Source organism: Gottfriedia luciferensis, assembly GCF_002156865.1.
GTDB classification, from domain to species: domain Bacteria; phylum Bacillota; class Bacilli; order Bacillales; family Bacillaceae_G; genus Gottfriedia; species Gottfriedia luciferensis.
On record NZ_NCTA01000008.1, the window covers coordinates 93,917 to 111,152 of the forward strand.

At 34.1% G+C, this 17,236-nt stretch carries 13 protein-coding genes; all 13 read left to right on the top strand.

Features of this window, described 5'->3' with window-relative positions; translation table 11 throughout:
• Positions 1-46: 46 nt before the first annotated feature.
• The 13 genes from B7R67_RS08725 (at position 47) to B7R67_RS08785 (ending at position 16,967) form a co-directional block, all read left to right on the top strand.
• Positions 47-4,354, top strand: a complete 4,308-nt coding sequence (locus B7R67_RS08725; protein WP_235822121.1) for a PolC-type DNA polymerase III — start codon at positions 47-49, stop codon at positions 4,352-4,354.
• A 245-nt stretch (positions 4,355-4,599) separates the two neighbouring features.
• A complete protein-coding gene (rimP, locus tag B7R67_RS08730; protein ID WP_088069522.1) occupies positions 4,600-5,073 on the top strand; it encodes a ribosome maturation factor RimP in 474 nt (157 codons plus the stop codon).
• Positions 5,074-5,089: 16 nt separating this feature from the next.
• Positions 5,090-6,214, top strand: a complete 1,125-nt coding sequence (gene nusA / locus B7R67_RS08735; RefSeq protein ID WP_088069524.1) for a transcription termination factor NusA — start codon at positions 5,090-5,092, stop codon at positions 6,212-6,214.
• 8 nt (positions 6,215-6,222) lie between these two features.
• Complete coding sequence (gene rnpM, locus B7R67_RS08740; RefSeq protein WP_088069526.1) at positions 6,223-6,492, top strand: RNase P modulator RnpM; 270 nt, start codon at positions 6,223-6,225, stop codon at positions 6,490-6,492.
• Entirely contained in the window at positions 6,489-6,788 is a 300-nt protein-coding gene (locus B7R67_RS08745; protein WP_088069528.1) for a YlxQ family RNA-binding protein, read from the top strand. Before rnpM ends, B7R67_RS08745 begins: the two co-directional genes overlap by 4 nt.
• Positions 6,789-6,811: 23 nt before the next feature.
• Positions 6,812-8,989, top strand: coding sequence for a translation initiation factor IF-2 (gene infB, locus B7R67_RS08750; RefSeq protein ID WP_088069530.1), 2,178 nt, complete (start codon positions 6,812-6,814; stop codon positions 8,987-8,989).
• A 166-nt stretch (positions 8,990-9,155) separates the two neighbouring features.
• A complete protein-coding gene (rbfA, locus tag B7R67_RS08755; RefSeq protein ID WP_025568543.1) occupies positions 9,156-9,503 on the top strand; it encodes a 30S ribosome-binding factor RbfA in 348 nt (115 codons plus the stop codon).
• A 108-nt stretch (positions 9,504-9,611) separates the two neighbouring features.
• Positions 9,612-10,523, top strand: coding sequence for a tRNA pseudouridine(55) synthase TruB (truB, locus tag B7R67_RS08760; RefSeq protein ID WP_088069532.1), 912 nt, complete (start codon positions 9,612-9,614; stop codon positions 10,521-10,523).
• Positions 10,524-10,595: 72 nt separating this feature from the next.
• Positions 10,596-11,543 carry a bifunctional riboflavin kinase/FAD synthetase gene (gene ribF, locus B7R67_RS08765; RefSeq protein ID WP_088069534.1) on the top strand — a complete coding sequence of 316 codons (948 nt, stop codon included), beginning with the start codon at positions 10,596-10,598 and terminating at the stop codon, positions 11,541-11,543.
• Between the two features lie 130 nt (positions 11,544-11,673).
• Entirely contained in the window at positions 11,674-11,943 is a 270-nt protein-coding gene (gene rpsO, locus B7R67_RS08770; RefSeq protein ID WP_087998503.1) for a 30S ribosomal protein S15, read from the top strand.
• Between the two features lie 221 nt (positions 11,944-12,164).
• On the top strand, positions 12,165-14,279 hold the full coding sequence (pnp, locus tag B7R67_RS08775) for a polyribonucleotide nucleotidyltransferase (RefSeq protein WP_088069536.1): 2,115 nt from the start codon (positions 12,165-12,167) through the stop codon (positions 14,277-14,279).
• A gap of 370 nt (positions 14,280-14,649) precedes the next feature.
• A complete protein-coding gene (locus B7R67_RS08780) occupies positions 14,650-15,630 on the top strand; it encodes a polysaccharide deacetylase family protein (RefSeq protein ID WP_088069537.1) in 981 nt (326 codons plus the stop codon).
• Positions 15,631-15,728: 98 nt separating this feature from the next.
• A complete protein-coding gene (locus tag B7R67_RS08785) occupies positions 15,729-16,967 on the top strand; it encodes a M16 family metallopeptidase (RefSeq protein ID WP_088069539.1) in 1,239 nt (412 codons plus the stop codon).
• The last annotated feature ends 269 nt before the right edge of the window (positions 16,968-17,236 follow it).

Here is a 17,236-nt window from a genome sequence, read left to right on the forward strand (position 1 = left end):
TATGTTTGGCATTTTCGTTGCAATTTTTTTTAAGGTTGGTGAAAAAATGGGACAAACTCGTCAGGAGCGTTTTCAACTATTATTAGATCAGCTTCAATTTCCAGCTGAAATGCGAGAAATGTATTTTAATAATGGAGAAATCGTAAATCTTGAAGTAAATAAAAGCGAAAGAAAATGGCAATTTACATTTAAAGTTGAAAATGTTTTACCATTCGCAACGTTTCAAGTATTTGTTACAAGTTTATTGAGAACTTTTAACCATATAGCAGATGTATCTGTTTTAATTAAAACAGATAATCCAAATGTTGATGAACAAAAAGTGGTAGATTACTGGTCGTTTATGGTTCAATCAGTTGAGTCAAAATCACCAATTCTACAACATATAGAAGAAGCTGTGCCAGCTGTTGAAAAAAATAAAGTTAATATCGCTTTAAATAGCATTATTGAAGAAAATACATTTAATAGTAGATATGTTCCACAGCTTCAAGAATTATATCAAAACGTAGGCTTTCCAAAGCTGTTTTTTGAAAATACGATTAAAGATAATGTCGAGATTAAAGCTGAGTTTTTAGAGAAAAAAGCTGAAGAAGATCGTAAAAGAGCAATGGAAGTCTTAGTCGAATTAGATAAGAGAGAGGCAGAAGACGCTGAAGGTGAAGAACCACAAGGACCTCTTGTTGTCGGTTATTATATTAAAGAAACTGAAATAAATACAATTTCTTCTATTATTGAAGAAGAAAAACGTGTCGTACTACAAGGTTTTGTTTTTGATTCTGAAATACGTGAATTAAAGAGTGGACGTGTATTAATTACATTTAAAATAACGGATTATACAAGTTCGATTTTAGTAAAAATGTTCTCTCGTGATAAAGAAGACATCCCGATGTTAAATAAAATTAAAAAGGGTATGTGGGTAAAAGTAAGAGGATCAGTTCAAAATGATACATTCGTTCGCGATTTAGTCATGATTGCAAATGATATAAATGAAATTACTCCAGATGAACGTAAAGATGAAGCCAAAGAAGGCGAACGTAGAATTGAGCTACATGCACATACTCATATGAGTCAAATGGATTCAGTTGTGTCAGCAGGTGACTTAGTTAAACAAGCAAGTAAATTTGGACATGAAGCCGTTGCGATTACAGATCATGCAGTTGTACAAGCTTTTCCAGAAGCATTTGGCGCAGGTAAAAAACATGGCGTAAAAATATTATACGGTGTTGAAATAAATCTTGTTAATGATGGTGTACCGACTGCATATAATCCTTCTCATATTTCTTTAGAAGATGCAACATATGTTGTATTTGACGTAGAAACAACGGGTCTTTCTGCAGTATACGACACGATCATTGAATTAGCCGCTGTTAAAATTCATAAGGGTGAAATAATCGATCGATTTGAACGATTTGCAAACCCGCACCATCCTTTATCTGCAACGACAATTGAGCTGACGGGTATTACAGATGAAATGGTCAAGGATGCTCCTAATGTGGACGTCGTACTTCGAGAATTTAAAGAGTGGATGGAAGATGGAATATTAGTTGCTCACAATGCTTCATTTGATATGGGCTTTATTCAAATGGGATTTAAAAAATACGAAATAGGGATTACAAATAATGGAGTAATTGATACGCTTGAGCTTGCTAGAACCCTTTATCCAGACTTTAAAAACTATCGATTAAATACACTTTGTAAAAAGTTCGATATTAATTTAACACAACATCACCGTGCAATCTATGACGCTGAAGCGACAGGATTCCTGTTAATTAAAATGCTTAAAGATGCAGCTGAGCAGGATATGAATTACCATGATGAGTTAAATAACAATATGGGTAAAGGTGATGCATATAAACGTGCTAGACCATCACACGCAACGCTATTAGCAACAAATGAGGTTGGACTAAAAAACTTATTTAAAATTGTTTCTTATTCTCATATTCATTACCATCACAGAGTTCCTAGAGTACCTAGATCATTATTAGTTAAGCATCGTGAAGGGTTATTGGTTGGATCTGCATGTGATAAAGGGGAAGTTTTTGAAGCGAGTGTTCAAAAGTCTCCTGAAGAAGCTGAAAAGCTAATGGAATTTTATGATTATATCGAAGTAATGCCACCAGAAACATTACTACATTTAGTAGAATTAGAAATTGTTCGTAATGAACAACATTTAAGAGAAGTTATTTCCAAACTTGTAAAAATGGCTGAAAAAGTAGAAAAAACAGTAGTAGCTACAGGGAATGTTCATCATTTACAAAAAGAAGATCAAATCTATCGTAAAATTTTAGTCGGTTCCCAAGGTGGAGCAAATCCATTAAATCGACATCGTTTACCAGATGTCCATTTTAGAACAACTACTGAAATGTTATCTGCTTTTGCCTTTTTAGGTGAAGAAAAAGCGAAAGAAATTGTCGTAACCAATACACAAAAAATCTCAAGTTTAATTGAGGATATTAAACCAATTAAGGATGACTTATATACGCCAAAAATTGAAGGTGCAGAAGATGAAGTTCGTGAAATGAGCTATCAAATGGCACGATCGATTTATGGTGAGCAATTACCTGAAATTGTGGAAGCTCGTCTCGAAAAAGAATTAAAAAGTATTATCGGTCATGGATTTGCCGTAATTTACTTAATTTCGCATAAGCTAGTAAAAAAATCACTTGATGATGGATACCTAGTTGGTTCAAGGGGATCTGTAGGTTCATCATTAGTAGCTACTATGACAGAAATTACTGAAGTAAATCCACTTCCACCGCATTATGTTTGTCCAAATTGTAAGCATTCAGAGTTTTTTAATGATGGTTCTGTCGGTTCTGGTTTTGATTTACCGAATAAAGATTGTCCTGAATGTGGAACTGCCTATAAAAAAGATGGTCATGATATCCCATTCGAAACGTTCCTTGGATTTAAAGGGGATAAAGTTCCCGATATCGATTTGAACTTTAGTGGTGAATATCAGCCAACTGCACATAATTATACGAAAGTACTTTTTGGTGAGGACTATGTATATCGTGCTGGTACGATTGGTACTGTTGCGGATAAAACGGCATACGGTTATGTGAGAGGTTATGCGAATGATCATAACTTAATGTTAAGAGGAGCAGAATTTGATCGTTTGGCAATGGGATGTACTGGTGTAAAAAGAACGACTGGGCAACACCCTGGTGGAATTATCGTAGTTCCAGATTATATGGACATATATGATTTTTCTCCAATTCAATTCCCAGCTGACGATGTAAAATCAGAATGGAAAACGACACATTTTGATTTCCATTCAATTCACGATAATTTATTAAAACTTGATATTCTAGGACACGATGATCCAACCGTTATCCGTATGCTACAAGACTTAAGTGGAATTGATCCTAAGACAATACCTACAGATGATCCGGAAGTAATGAAAATATTTGCAGGTCCTGAACCATTAGGTGTTTCTGAAGAACAAATAGGATGTAAAACAGGAACTTATGGCATTCCTGAATTTGGTACGAAATTCGTTCGTCAAATGTTAGAAGATACAAAACCTTCTACATTCTCAGAGCTAGTTCAAATTTCTGGATTATCGCATGGTACAGATGTATGGTTAGGTAATGCGTCAGAATTAATTAACAGCGGTACATGTACTCTATCAGAAGTAATTGGTTGTCGTGATGACATTATGGTTTACTTAATTTATCAAGGATTAGAACCTTCGTTAGCGTTTAAAATAATGGAATCAGTACGTAAAGGGAAAGGTGTACCTCCTGAGTGGGAAGAAGAAATGAGAAATAATAAAGTTCCTGCATGGTATATTGATTCTTGTAAAAAAATTAAGTATATGTTCCCGAAAGCACACGCCGCTGCTTACGTTTTAATGGCGGTACGTATTGCCTATTTCAAAGTTCATCATCCAATTCTTTATTATGCAGCATACTTCACAGTCCGTGCCGAAGATTTTGATATTGAAGCGATGGTAGCAGGTCCAAGTACAATCAAAGTCAAAATTGATGAAATTGCCATAAAAGGTCTAGACGCATCTGTAAAAGAAAGAAACTTAATGACTGTATTAGAGTTAGCACTAGAAATGTGCGAAAGAGGTTTTTCATTCGAAAAAATCGATTTGTACCGCTCGAGTGCAGATGAATTTTTAGTAAATGGTAATAAACTAATTCCTCCATTTAACTCAATACCTGGTTTAGGTACAAATGCTGCTAAAAATATTGTTACAGCTAGAGAAGACGGTGAGTTCCTTTCTAAGGAAGACTTACAACAAAGAAGTAAAATCTCAAAAACAGTATTAGAGTACCTAGATAAGCAAGGGTGTTTACAAAATTTACCTGATCAAAATCAATTATCCTTATTCGATGGTTTTTAAGAGTTTGCAAAACTTGGGAATTATGATATAGTTAATACAGATGTAATTTAGCACGGGATTTTTTTTGAAGAGCAGGGGCAACCTGCTCTTTCTTATTACCCTTATGACCCAATTCATCTCTTACGGATTGTTCGTAACCTAAAATTTACGTTACGATTATTGCGTAAATTGGAAATACTAAAGATAATTTCCCTGCTAAGTAGCAGGGAATTTTCATCTTGCAATGTTTGGAAGGAGGATACTTCTTGAGTAAGAAGGTCACAGAGGTTGTAACAGAATTAGCGCAACCAATAATTGAACAACTTGGATTAGAATTAGTCGATGTAGAATACGTAAAAGAAGGAAAAGATTGGTTCCTTCGAGTATTTATAGATAGTGAGTCTGGAATTGATTTGGAGCAATGTGCTGCAGTGAGTGAAAAACTAAGTGAAATCTTAGACGAAAAAGATCCTATCGAAAATCTTTATTTTTTAGATGTTTCATCACCTGGTGCAGAACGTCCATTAAAGAAAGAACAAGACTTTATTAAAGCGATTGGAAAGCAAGTTTTTATTAAAACATATGAACCAATCTTAGATGAAAAGAAATTTGAAGGAAAATTATTAGCTTATTCTTCTGAGGAAGTTCAATTAGAGCTAACAATTAAAACAAGAAAAAAAATCATTTCAATTCCAACACCAAAAATCGCAAGTGCAAGACTTGCTGTTACGTTTTTTTAAGTAGGGGGTACTTTTAATGAGTTCGGAGTTATTAACAGCATTAGAAATAATTGAAAGAGAAAAAGGAATTAGTAAAGATGTAGTAATTGAAGCGATCGAAGCAGCTTTAATTTCGGCTTATAAACGTAATTTTAATCAAGCACAAAACGTCCGAGTTGATTTTAACCTACATAATGGTTCAATTCGTGTCTTTGCTAGAAAAGAAGTTGTAAGCAATGTGTTTGATACTCGTTTAGAAATTACTGTTGAAGAAGCGCAACAACATAATCCTAACTTCATGGTTGGAGATATCATTGAGTTAGAAGTTACACCAAAAGACTTTGGGCGAGTTGCTGCAACTACTGCTAAACAAGTAGTTACTCAAAGAGTTCGTGAAGCAGAACGCGGTGTTATTTATTCTGAATACATTGACCGCCAAGAAGATATGATGACTGGAACTGTTCAACGTATCGATTCACGTGCAATTTATGTAAACTTAGGTAAAATAGAAGCTGTACTTCCTGTAACAGAACAGATCCCAACAGAGAAATACAAAATCCATGATCGCATTAAAGTATTTGTTACAAAAGTTGAAAAAACATCTAAAGGTCCACAAATTTTTGTATCACGTACACACCCTGGATTATTAAAGCGTTTATTTGAAACAGAAGTACCTGAAATTTATGATGGAATTGTTGAAATTCGTTCAGTTGCTCGTGAAGCAGGCGACCGTTCTAAAATCTCAGTTTATACAAGTAATCCTGATTTAGATCCAGTTGGTGCATGTGTTGGTCAAAAAGGACAACGCGTTCAATCAATTGTAAATGAATTAAAAGGTGAAAAAATCGATATTGTTAAATGGTCTGCAGATCCAGTTGAATTCGTTGCAAATGCATTAAGTCCTTCTCAAGTCATTCGAGTATTAGTAAATGAAGAGGAAAAAGCTACTACTGTAGTTGTACCTGATCACCAACTTTCACTTGCAATTGGAAAAAGAGGTCAAAATGCTCGTTTAGCTGCTCGTTTAACAGGTTGGAAAATTGATATTAAATCACAATCTGATGCAGATAAAATTGGGATTGACTATTCAGCACCGGCACAAGAATTAACAATCAAAAACGATGATTTTGATGCTTACGCAGACGACTTTAATGAGGAGTGAGTAAACTCATGAATCGAAAAATACCATTACGTAAGTGTGTTGTTACACAAGAAATGAAACCAAAAAAAGAGTTAATTCGAATTGTTCGTTCGAAAGAAGGAGAAGTATCAATCGATCCGACAGGGAAAAAGTCAGGCCGTGGTGCTTATCTTACAAAATCTGCGGAAGTTGTAAAACTTGCTCAGCAGAAAAATACTTTAGAACAGCAATTGAACGCTAAAATTGATTCTAATCTATACGCAGAACTTTTAGCATTTATCGAAAAGGAAAAGGCATGACTGATAAAGGATTGTCATTATTAGGACTAGCAGCTAGAGCTCGTAAAGTGGTTTCAGGCGAAGAGTTAGTTGTAAAAGAAGTTCAGCAAAAAAGAGCAAAACTAGTTATTTTATCAAAGGATGCTTCTGATTTAACTGCAAAGAAGATTAAAGATAAAACAACTTTTTATAAAACACCAATTTGTTATGTTGAAAGTCGATATGAATTAGGGCACGCTATTGGGAAAGACGCACGCGTGGTCGTTGCAATAACTGATCAAGGATTTGCAACAAAACTTCAGACATTATTAAATTAATGGACTAATCTGGGGGTGAACGTATGACGAAAATAAGAATTTACGAGTATGCTAAAAAGCAAAATGTTTCAAGTAAGGAAATTATTGAAAGACTCAAGGATTTAAAAATCGAAGTAAAGAATCATATGGCCACAATTGCAGAGGATATTGTTGAAAAATTAAATAAGAGCTTTCAACCAAAGTCTGTAGAGATAAAACAACCCCAAAAAGATGTATCCAAACCTTCTGTAAAGGTAATCCCTGCATTTAGTGTTGAAGCAAGTGATGAACTTGATTTCGAAGTAGACTACCAACTAGAAGATACAAAAGTAAAAAGTAAAAAAAATAGTAATAAAAAGAAAAAGACTGACAGCCAAAAGCAAAGCAGTCAAAATGAAGATCGACAAACGAATGGGAATAAGAAAGGCAATCAAAATATGAATCATAAAAACAACTCAACTGAGAACACTTCTAATAAAATTATTTTCTCAGGTTCTTTAAAAGTATCTGAGCTTGCAAAAAAATTAGGTAAAGAACCATCAGAATTAATTAAAAAATTATTTATGTTAGGCATTATGGCAACAATTAACCAAGACCTTGATAAAGACACAATTGAATTACTAGCAGCTGATTACGGGGTTGAAGTTGAAGAAGAAGTAATTGTTGACGAAAATGAATTCGAAAGCTTCATTGATGAAGAAGATGACGAAGCAAATTTAAAAGAACGTCCACCAGTTGTAACAATTATGGGTCACGTTGACCATGGTAAAACTACATTACTTGACTATATTCGTAAATCGAAAGTTACTGCGGGAGAAGCAGGTGGGATCACTCAACATATTGGTGCATACCAAGTTGATATCGATGGAAAGAAAATTACTTTCTTAGATACACCTGGTCACGCAGCATTTACAACAATGCGTGCTCGTGGAGCTCAAGTTACTGATATTACAATTATAGTAGTAGCGGCTGATGACGGAGTAATGCCTCAAACAGTAGAAGCGATTAACCACGCTAAAGCAGCTGAGGTACCGATTATCATTGCTGTGAATAAAATGGATAAAGAATCTGCAAATCCTGACCGTGTTATGCAAGAATTAACTGAGCATGGTATCGTGTCAGAAGCATGGGGTGGAGATACAATCTTTGTTCCAATTTCAGCATTAAATGGTAACGGTGTTGACCAGTTACTTGAAATGATTCTTTTAGTAAGTGAAGTAGAAGAGTATAAAGCAAATCCTTCACGTAAAGCATTAGGAACTGTTATCGAAGCTGAATTAGATAAAGGTAAAGGTGCAGTTGCTACTTTACTAGTTCAAAATGGTACATTAAAAGTTGGGGATCCAATTGTAGTTGGTACTTCATTTGGTCGTGTACGTGCGATGGTAAATGATCTAGGCCGCCGAATTAAAGAAGCGGGTCCTTCAACACCAGTAGAAATCACTGGTTTAAATGAAGTTCCTCAAGCTGGTGACCGCTTTATGGTATTTGCTGACGAGAAACGTGCTCGTCAAGTTGGGGAAGCACGTGCTTCAAAAGCAGTACTTCAACAACGTAGCGAAAGCTCAAAATTATCTCTTGAAGATTTATTTGCTCAAATTCAAGAAGGTAATGTGAAAGAAATTAATCTGATCGTTAAAGCAGACGTACAAGGGTCTGTAGAAGCGATGGCAGCTTCATTACAAAAAATTGAAGTTGAAGGCGTAAAAGTTAAAATTATTCACACTGGTGCTGGTGCAATTACAGAATCAGACGTAATTTTAGCTTCTGCATCAAATGCAATTATAATCGGATTTAATGTACGTCCTGATGTAAATGCAAAACGTACGGCTGATTTAGAAAATGTAGATATTCGTTTACATCGTATTATTTACAAAGCAATTGAAGAAATTGAAGCTGCGATGAAAGGTATGTTAGACCCAGAATTCGAAGAAAAAGTAATCGGTCAGGCAGAAGTTCGTCAAGTATTCAAAGTATCAAAAGTTGGTACAATTGCTGGTTGTTATGTAATTGATGGAAAAATCACTCGCGACAGCGGAGTTCGTTTAATTCGTGACGGAATCGTTGTATTCGAAGGACAATTAGATACATTAAAACGTTTTAAAGATGACGTAAAAGAAGTTGCAACAAACTACGAATGTGGTATTACAATTGAAAAATACAATGACATCAAAGAAGGCGACATTATTGAAGCTTACGTGATGGAAGAAATTAAGCGATAAATAGAAATGTGCAAGGTGTTCACTAACGCCTGAAACGAAACTGTTTATAAAATCAGACGTTACTAATTAATGGATACGTCTAGGATTATAAATAATTAAGAATACAATTAGTTAAACTACTTGTATAGCACGAATTGTTTTGCTTTGTAAGATAGAGGTGAAAATAATGAAAGTAAGAGCACATCGTGTTGGGGAACAAATGAAGAAAGAGCTTGGTGAAATAATAGGCAGAAAAATTAAGGATCCAAGAATCGGCTTCGTAACTGTAACTGATGTTCAAGTAACAGGAGACCTTCAACAAGCTAAAGTCTATATTTCAGTATTAGGTGACGATGAACAACGTCAAAATACATTAATTGGATTAGCGAAAGCAAAAGGATTTATTCGTTCTGAAATTGGTCAACGTATTCGATTACGTAAGACTCCAGAATTAATTTTTGAATTTGATGAATCAGTCGATTATGGTAATCGTATTGAAACATTGCTAACTCAAATTAATAAAGAGAATAACTGATAATGAATGGATAGGCGATTGATTCGTCTATCCATTTTTCATCATAAAATGACTGTTTTATATCAACAATTTTTCAACTATGCAAAAAAATAATTAATAGGTGATAAGATGAATGGTGTTATAGCACTAAATAAACCGGCAGGTCTGACCTCTCATGATTGTGTTTTTAAAATTAGAAAGATTTTAAAGACAAAAAAAGTAGGGCATACAGGCACATTAGATCCAGAAGTAACAGGAGTTTTACCAATTTGCGTAGGTGAAGCTACAAAGCTAATTCCTTATTTAACAGATGATCGAAAAAAGTATATAGGTGAAATTACACTAGGTTTTTCTACAACAACTGAAGACGCACACGGTGAAATAATTGATCAAAAGAAAGTTAATCGAATCATTACTCGTGAAGAAGTATTAAAAGTTTTAAATCAATTGACAGGCGAAATCCAACAAACACCTCCTATGTACTCAGCTGTAAAAGTGAATGGAAAAAAGTTATATGAATATGCAAGAGCTGGTCTTGAAGTTGAACGTCCAACTAGAACAGTTACAATTTTTGAGATTACTTTATTAGATGATCGGGAAATATTTGAAGGGGATACAATCTCGTTTAAGTTTGAAGTTTTCTGTAGTAAAGGTACATATATAAGAACTTTGGCAGTTCAAATTGGAGAGATTTTAGGTTTTCCAGCCCATATGTCTTACTTAACTAGAACAAAAGCAGGCGCATTTTCCATTGATGATTGTGTAACATTCGAAGAATTAGAAGAGCATACTTCTACAGATACAATTAATAACGTAATGTTATCGATGGAGCAGGCACTAAGTGAATATCCACGCTTGGATGTTAATCCTGAAGAGGAAGTAAAAGTATTTAATGGTGGTTTCTTTCCAAATAATATGAATTGTAAAGAAGGAGAATTCATTGCCGTATACAATGATAACAACAAAATCATAGCAATGTATACTCCTAATCCTAAAAATAATAAAGTAATTAAACCAACAAGAGTGTTTCATAATCAATAGAAAAAACTATATAAATTTTATTCATTGTTCTATAATGGGAAAAGAGAATTGATTATAGAAAAGGTGATAAAAATGACAAGAATAATAAAAATCACCCATCCTCATTCAATAAAAAAAGAAGATTACAAAGAAACAGTCTTAGCACTTGGCTTTTTTGATGGTGTTCATAAGGGACATCAACAAGTCATTAAAACTGCCAAGGAACTTGCTGACGAAAAAGGGTTATTATTATCAGTAATGACATTTGACCCGCACCCTTCAGCAATTCTTGGAAATCGAGATGAATCGATTTCTTATTTGACGCCTTTGGAACTAAAAGTGAAGTGGATGGAGAAACTTGGTGTAGACCAATTATTTATTGTTGAATTTTCAGAGGAATTTGCTAGTCTCCTACCACAAGAATTTGTGGATCAATATATTATTTCTTTAAATGCCAAGCATGTTGTTGCTGGTTTCGATTTTTCATTTGGTAAATTTGGGAAGGGTACAATGGAATCAATGCCTTTTCATTCGAGAGATGAATTTACGCAAACAACAGTTTCAAAATACGTTTTGGACGATGAAAAAGTTAGTTCAACTCGTATAAGAGGAGCGATTAAGGCTGGAGAAATGGAAGAAGCTGCTCATCTACTTGGTAGACATTATCAAATCAAAGGAATAGTAGTTGACGGTGACAAACGTGGTAGAACAATCGGCTTTCCAACGGCTAATATTTCAGTTTCCGTTCCATACGCTTTACCATCACTAGGTGTATACGCGGTAAAATGTATTGTAAACGGTGAGATGTATGAAGGCATGTGTAATATCGGATACAAACCGACTTTTTATCATGAATTCCAAAAACAAACAATTGAAGTAAATATTTTTGATTTTAATGAGGATATTTACGGTAAAGAAGTTGAAATTTTTTGGTATGCAAGAATTCGTGATGAAAAGAAATTTAATGGTATAAATGAACTAATCGATCAATTACAAAAAGATCGTGAAACAGTTAAAAGTTATTTTAGAGAACTAAACTAGAATACTTGCTTTTATGATGAAAACATTGTAGAATTAAGAACGTATTTGAAAAACCGTTGCTTGGCAAATCGACTCACCGACGACTGCTAGGTGATAGGTGTTCAACAATAATATTATGAGGTGAAAAAACATGGCTTTAACTCAAGAACGTAAAAACGAAATTATCAGCACTTATAAAACTCATGCAAACGATACTGGTTCTCCAGAAGTTCAAATTGCAGTTTTAACTGAAAACATCAACTCTTTAAATGGGCACTTACGTACTCACAAAAAAGATCACCACTCTCGTCGTGGTTTATTAAAAATGGTTGGTAAGCGTCGTAACTTACTTAACTACTTACGTAACAAAGACATTACTCGTTACCGTGAATTAATTACAAAATTAGGTTTACGTCGTTAATTTCGAGTATTAATTTGATACTTTTAGGAAAAGCGGGATTCTTCCCGCTTTTTCTTATACATATCGACATAAAATAATGTTAAAATTTATAAAAATTTACGTCTCTTTTTCTCGTTAGTTGATTTCTTTGCTTAACATAGGAGATAATAGAGAATATATGATAATTTTTACATAATTAATTAAACAATGAATTGTAATGTAGAGAGGGGTATTTATACCATATGGAACAACAAAAGCACGTTTTTTCCACGGAGCTTGCTGGTAAAACTCTTACTGTAGAAGTAGGACAATTAGCGAAGCAAGCAAATGGAGCAGTTTTAGTAAGATACGAAGACACTGTCGTTCTATCAACAGCAACTGCTTCAAAAGAACCTAAAAAAGTAAGCTTTTTCCCTTTAACTGTTAACTACGAAGAGCGTTTATATGCAGTAGGTAAAATTCCTGGAGGCTTTATTAAGCGTGAAGGTAGACCAAGTGAGAAAGCAATCTTAGCGAGCCGTTTAATTGACCGCCCAATACGTCCATTATTTGCAGATGGATTCCGTAATGAAGTTCAAGTAATCAGTATGGTAATGAGCGTTGATCAAGATTGTTCTTCAGAAATGGCAGCGATGTTTGGTAGTTCATTAGCTCTATGTGTATCAGATATTCCTTTTAACGGCCCGATTGCTGGTGTTGTAGTGGGACGTATAAACGGTGAATTCTTTATTAATCCATCTGTTGAGCAAGCTGAAAACAGTGACATTCACTTAACAGTTGCTGGTACGAAAGATGCAATTAACATGGTTGAAGCTGGGGCTAACGAAGTACCAGAAGAAGTAATGTTAGAAGCAATTATGTTTGGTCATGAAGAAATTAAAAAATTAATTGCATTCCAAGAAGAAATCGTAGCAAAAATTGGAAAAGAAAAAATGGAAGTTAAGCTTCATGAACTTGATGCGGATTTAGAAAAACAAATCCGTGAAATTTGTGAAGAAGAATTAAACGCAGCAATTCAAGTACATGAAAAACATGCTCGTGAAGCTGCGATAAATGAAGTGAAAGAACGCGTTGTTCTTCAGTTCGAAGAAAATGAAGCAGACGAAGAAACAATTGGACAAGTTAAAGAAATCCTTTCAATGCTTGTAAAAGAGGAAGTTCGTCGATTAATTACAGTTGATAAAGTTCGTCCTGATGGAAGAAAGTTAGATGAAATTCGTCCATTATCATCGCAAGTTGGTTTACTACCACGTACGCACGGATCTGGATTATTCACTCGTGGACAAACCCAAGCATTAAGTATTTGTACACTAGGTGCTTTAGGAGACGTTCAAATTCTTGATGGTTTAGGTATTGAAGAATCAAAACGATTTATGCATCATTACAATTTCCCACAATTTAGTGTTGGGGAAACAGGACCAATTCGTGGACCAGGTCGTCGTGAAATTGGACATGGAGCACTAGGTGAAAGAGCTCTTGAACCAAGTATTCCAGATCAAAAAGACTTCCCATATACAATCCGTCTAGTTTCTGAAGTTCTTGAATCAAATGGTTCAACATCACAAGCAAGTATTTGTGCAAGTACGTTAGCAATGATGGATGCAGGTGTACCAATTAAAGCACCAGTTGCAGGTATTGCGATGGGATTAATCAAATCTGGTGAGCACTATTCAGTTCTTACAGATATTCAAGGTATGGAAGATCATTTAGGTGATATGGACTTTAAAGTTGCAGGTACTGCAAAAGGTGTAACTGCACTTCAAATGGACATTAAAATTGAAGGTTTATCTGAACAAATTTTAAAAGAAGCATTAGAACAAGCTAAAATTGGACGTATGCAAATACTTGATTCAATGCTGGCAACAATTAGTGAACCAAGAACAGCATTATCTGAATTTGCTCCAAAAATCTTAATGATGACAATCAACCCAGATAAAATTAAAGATGTTATCGGACCAGGTGGTAAACAAATCAATAAAATTATTGAAGAAACTGGCGTAAAAATTGACATCGAACAAGACGGAACAGTATTTATCTCTTCAGTAGATCAACCGATGAATGAACGTGCAAAACAAATTATTGAAGACCTAGTTCGTGAAGTTGAAGTTGGACAACTATACATGGGTAAAGTAAAACGAATTGAAAAATTCGGTGCTTTCGTTGAAATCTTTGCAGGAAAAGATGGCTTAGTACACATTTCTGAACTTGCAGAAGAACGCGTTGCAAAAGTTGAAGACGTACTTTCAATCGGCGACGAAATCCTTGTAAAAGTAACTGAAATCGATAAACAAGGCCGTGTTAACTTATCACGCAAAGCTGTATTAAAAGAGCAAAGAGAAAAAGCTGAGCAACAATAAAAAACGGAGGCTTCTGTTAAGCCCTGACAATCGTAAGACCGGAAACTGTAAAGGTTATATACCTTTACAGTTTTTTAGTTTATGACTTCGAAAGGCTAAAATAGTAAAAAGCGCTTTTCAACAGCAAAACAGGCATATAATTTGTGCCTGTTTTTTTATTTTTTCATACTTATCCTTCAAACAATCTTATTTCTATTTTTTTCTATTCTTAACGTGTGGCTAAAATATTTTTGGTTACAATAAGAAAAATGGAACTAGAGTAGTACTAATAAATTTGTTTTAAAAATTATTTCTGTCCAACAATTTAGTAGAAAGCTTGTTCTATTTTATAAAAAAAATCATATTCCTTCTAGTAGGAGGGTGTCAGGAAATGAGTAGAAGTCGGTTAAAAGTCTTAGCTTTAATTGTTGCATTATTTCTTTCTATTTTAGTCGTAAATAATCAATTTACAAATCACTATGTTGGGAAGTTAACTTCGAAGTCGTCGATTGTGACAGCTAAAACAAATGCATTATATGAAGAAATAAAGTCAAAAGCGCCTTCTTATGAAATCGCTCCAAAGGATGCCTACGTTGACTCAGTTTGGAAGGCAATTCCCGGTTATAACGGATTAAAGGTAGATATTAACGCATCCTATGCAAAAATGAAGAAGCTAAAAAAGTTTGATAAGAATAAATTAGTACTTAAAGAAGTTTCTCCAAAAATTCACTTAAGTGATTTACCTCCATCACCGGTATATAAAGGCAATCCTGATAAACCATTAGTAGCATTTACGATTAATGTTGCATGGGGCAATGAATATATACCAAAAATGTTAGAAGTATTAAAGAAGCATAATGCAAAAGCAACATTTTTTTTAGAAGGTAGATGGGTAAAAAATAACCCTACGCTCGCACAACTAATAACTGCTGCGAATCAAGAAGTAGGAAATCACTCATATACACATCCTGATATGGCAAGATTAGGAAGTCAAGAAATTAAAAATGAAATAGTAGAAACAAATTCAGTTATATTAGCTACTACTGATCAAAAAGTTGTATGGTTTGCCCCTCCAAGCGGTAGCTATCGTGACGAAGTCGTAAAGATTGCTTCAAACTTAGGTTTAAGTACAATCATGTGGACTGCTGATACAATAGATTGGCAGAAACCACCAAAAGAGGTCATTATTTATCGTGTAATGAAAAAAGTAGAGAATGGAACCATTGTTCTTATGCATCCAACTAAACCGACAGCTGATGCACTTGATGAACTATTAACAAAAATAGAAGCATCAGGACGAAAAGTTGTAAATATTTCAACTTTATTAGATGAAAAACGGTACGATACAATTAAAAAAGTCGAAAACAAATGACAATTGATTTCAGCTTTGTTAAGATGATTGTAAAATAAAGTAAATTTTTCAATCTTATTACAATTGTAAATAGATGGTGTATACATAGGAGGCATTACATGATTGTTCGACATACTTGTAAAAATGGAGTAAGGGTAGTAATAGAAAATATTCCAACTGTTCGCTCAGTGGCTCTTGGTGTTTGGATTAAAACAGGTTCAAGTAATGAAACACAAGAATTAAATGGGGTTTCACATTTTCTTGAGCATATGTTTTTTAAAGGTACAAAAACTCGTAATGCAAAAGAAATTGCCGAAAGCTTTGATTCAATCGGTGGTCAAGTAAATGCATTTACTTCAAAGGAATATACTTGTTATTACGCAAAAGTATTAGATACTCACGCGGATTATGCTTTAGATGTTTTAGGAGATATGTTTTTTAATTCGACTTTCGATGAGGGTGAATTAGAAAAAGAAAAAAATGTAGTATTAGAAGAAATTAAAATGTATGATGATACGCCAGATGATTTAGTTCATGACTTATTAACGAAAGTTATATACGAAACGCATCCTCTTGGTTATCCAATTTTAGGCACAGAGGAAACACTAAAATCATTTAATGGCGATACTTTACGTCAATATATGAAGGATTTTTATACGCCAGATCAAGTCGTTATTTCGGTTGCTGGAAATATTGAAGAATCATTTATTCAACGTATTGAAGAAATATTTGGTCATTACGAAGGCAAAAAGAAAGAAATTAGCTTTGGAATTCCAACGATTCACCATGGTCAGATCTCACGTAAGAAAGAAACAGAGCAAGCACATTTATGTGTAGGATATAGAGGACTTGAACTAGGTCATGAGGATCTGTATTCGTTAATTGCTTTAAATAATATACTTGGTGGAAGTATGAGCAGTCGTTTATTCCAAGATGTTCGAGAACAAAAAGGTCTAGCATATTCGGTATTCTCATACCATTCAGCTTATCAAGATAGTGGAATGGTAGCAATCTATGCTGGTACTGGAAAAAGCCAAGTAAATCAATTATTTGAAACAATTCAAGACACTTTAAAAATATTAAAGGCAGATGGAATTACAGAAAAAGAATTAAACAACTGTAAAGAGCAATTAAAAGGTAATCTAATGTTAGGATTAGAAAGTACAAATAGTAGAATGAGCCGTAACGGTAAAAATGAATTAATGCTTGGACAACATCGTTCATTAGATGAAATTATTCAATTAATTGATGTTGTAACAATTGACAAAGTAAATGATATTGCAAATTTTGTTTTTACTGATGACTATGCAGTTTCATTAGTTAGCCCAGACGGAGTAATACCATCAAATATAAAATAAAATGATGAAAGAGGATTCTTCATTTGAGGAATCCTCTTAGTGTGTAGACAAAGTCTCAAAAATCAGAGTATGCTCCGATTAGAAGTTGAAAATATTCAATACTAATTTTTTAGAAAGATGAATTCAAATCTTAAAAAGAGATGCTTTTTTTGAATTTGTCGTTCAAACTGATTTTGTTCTAACTAAAGGATACTTAAATCGTTTTTTATGAATACTTTTATTGCAGTATAAGTTTATTGGAACGAAAGGATGCTCGACTCCTATGGGAA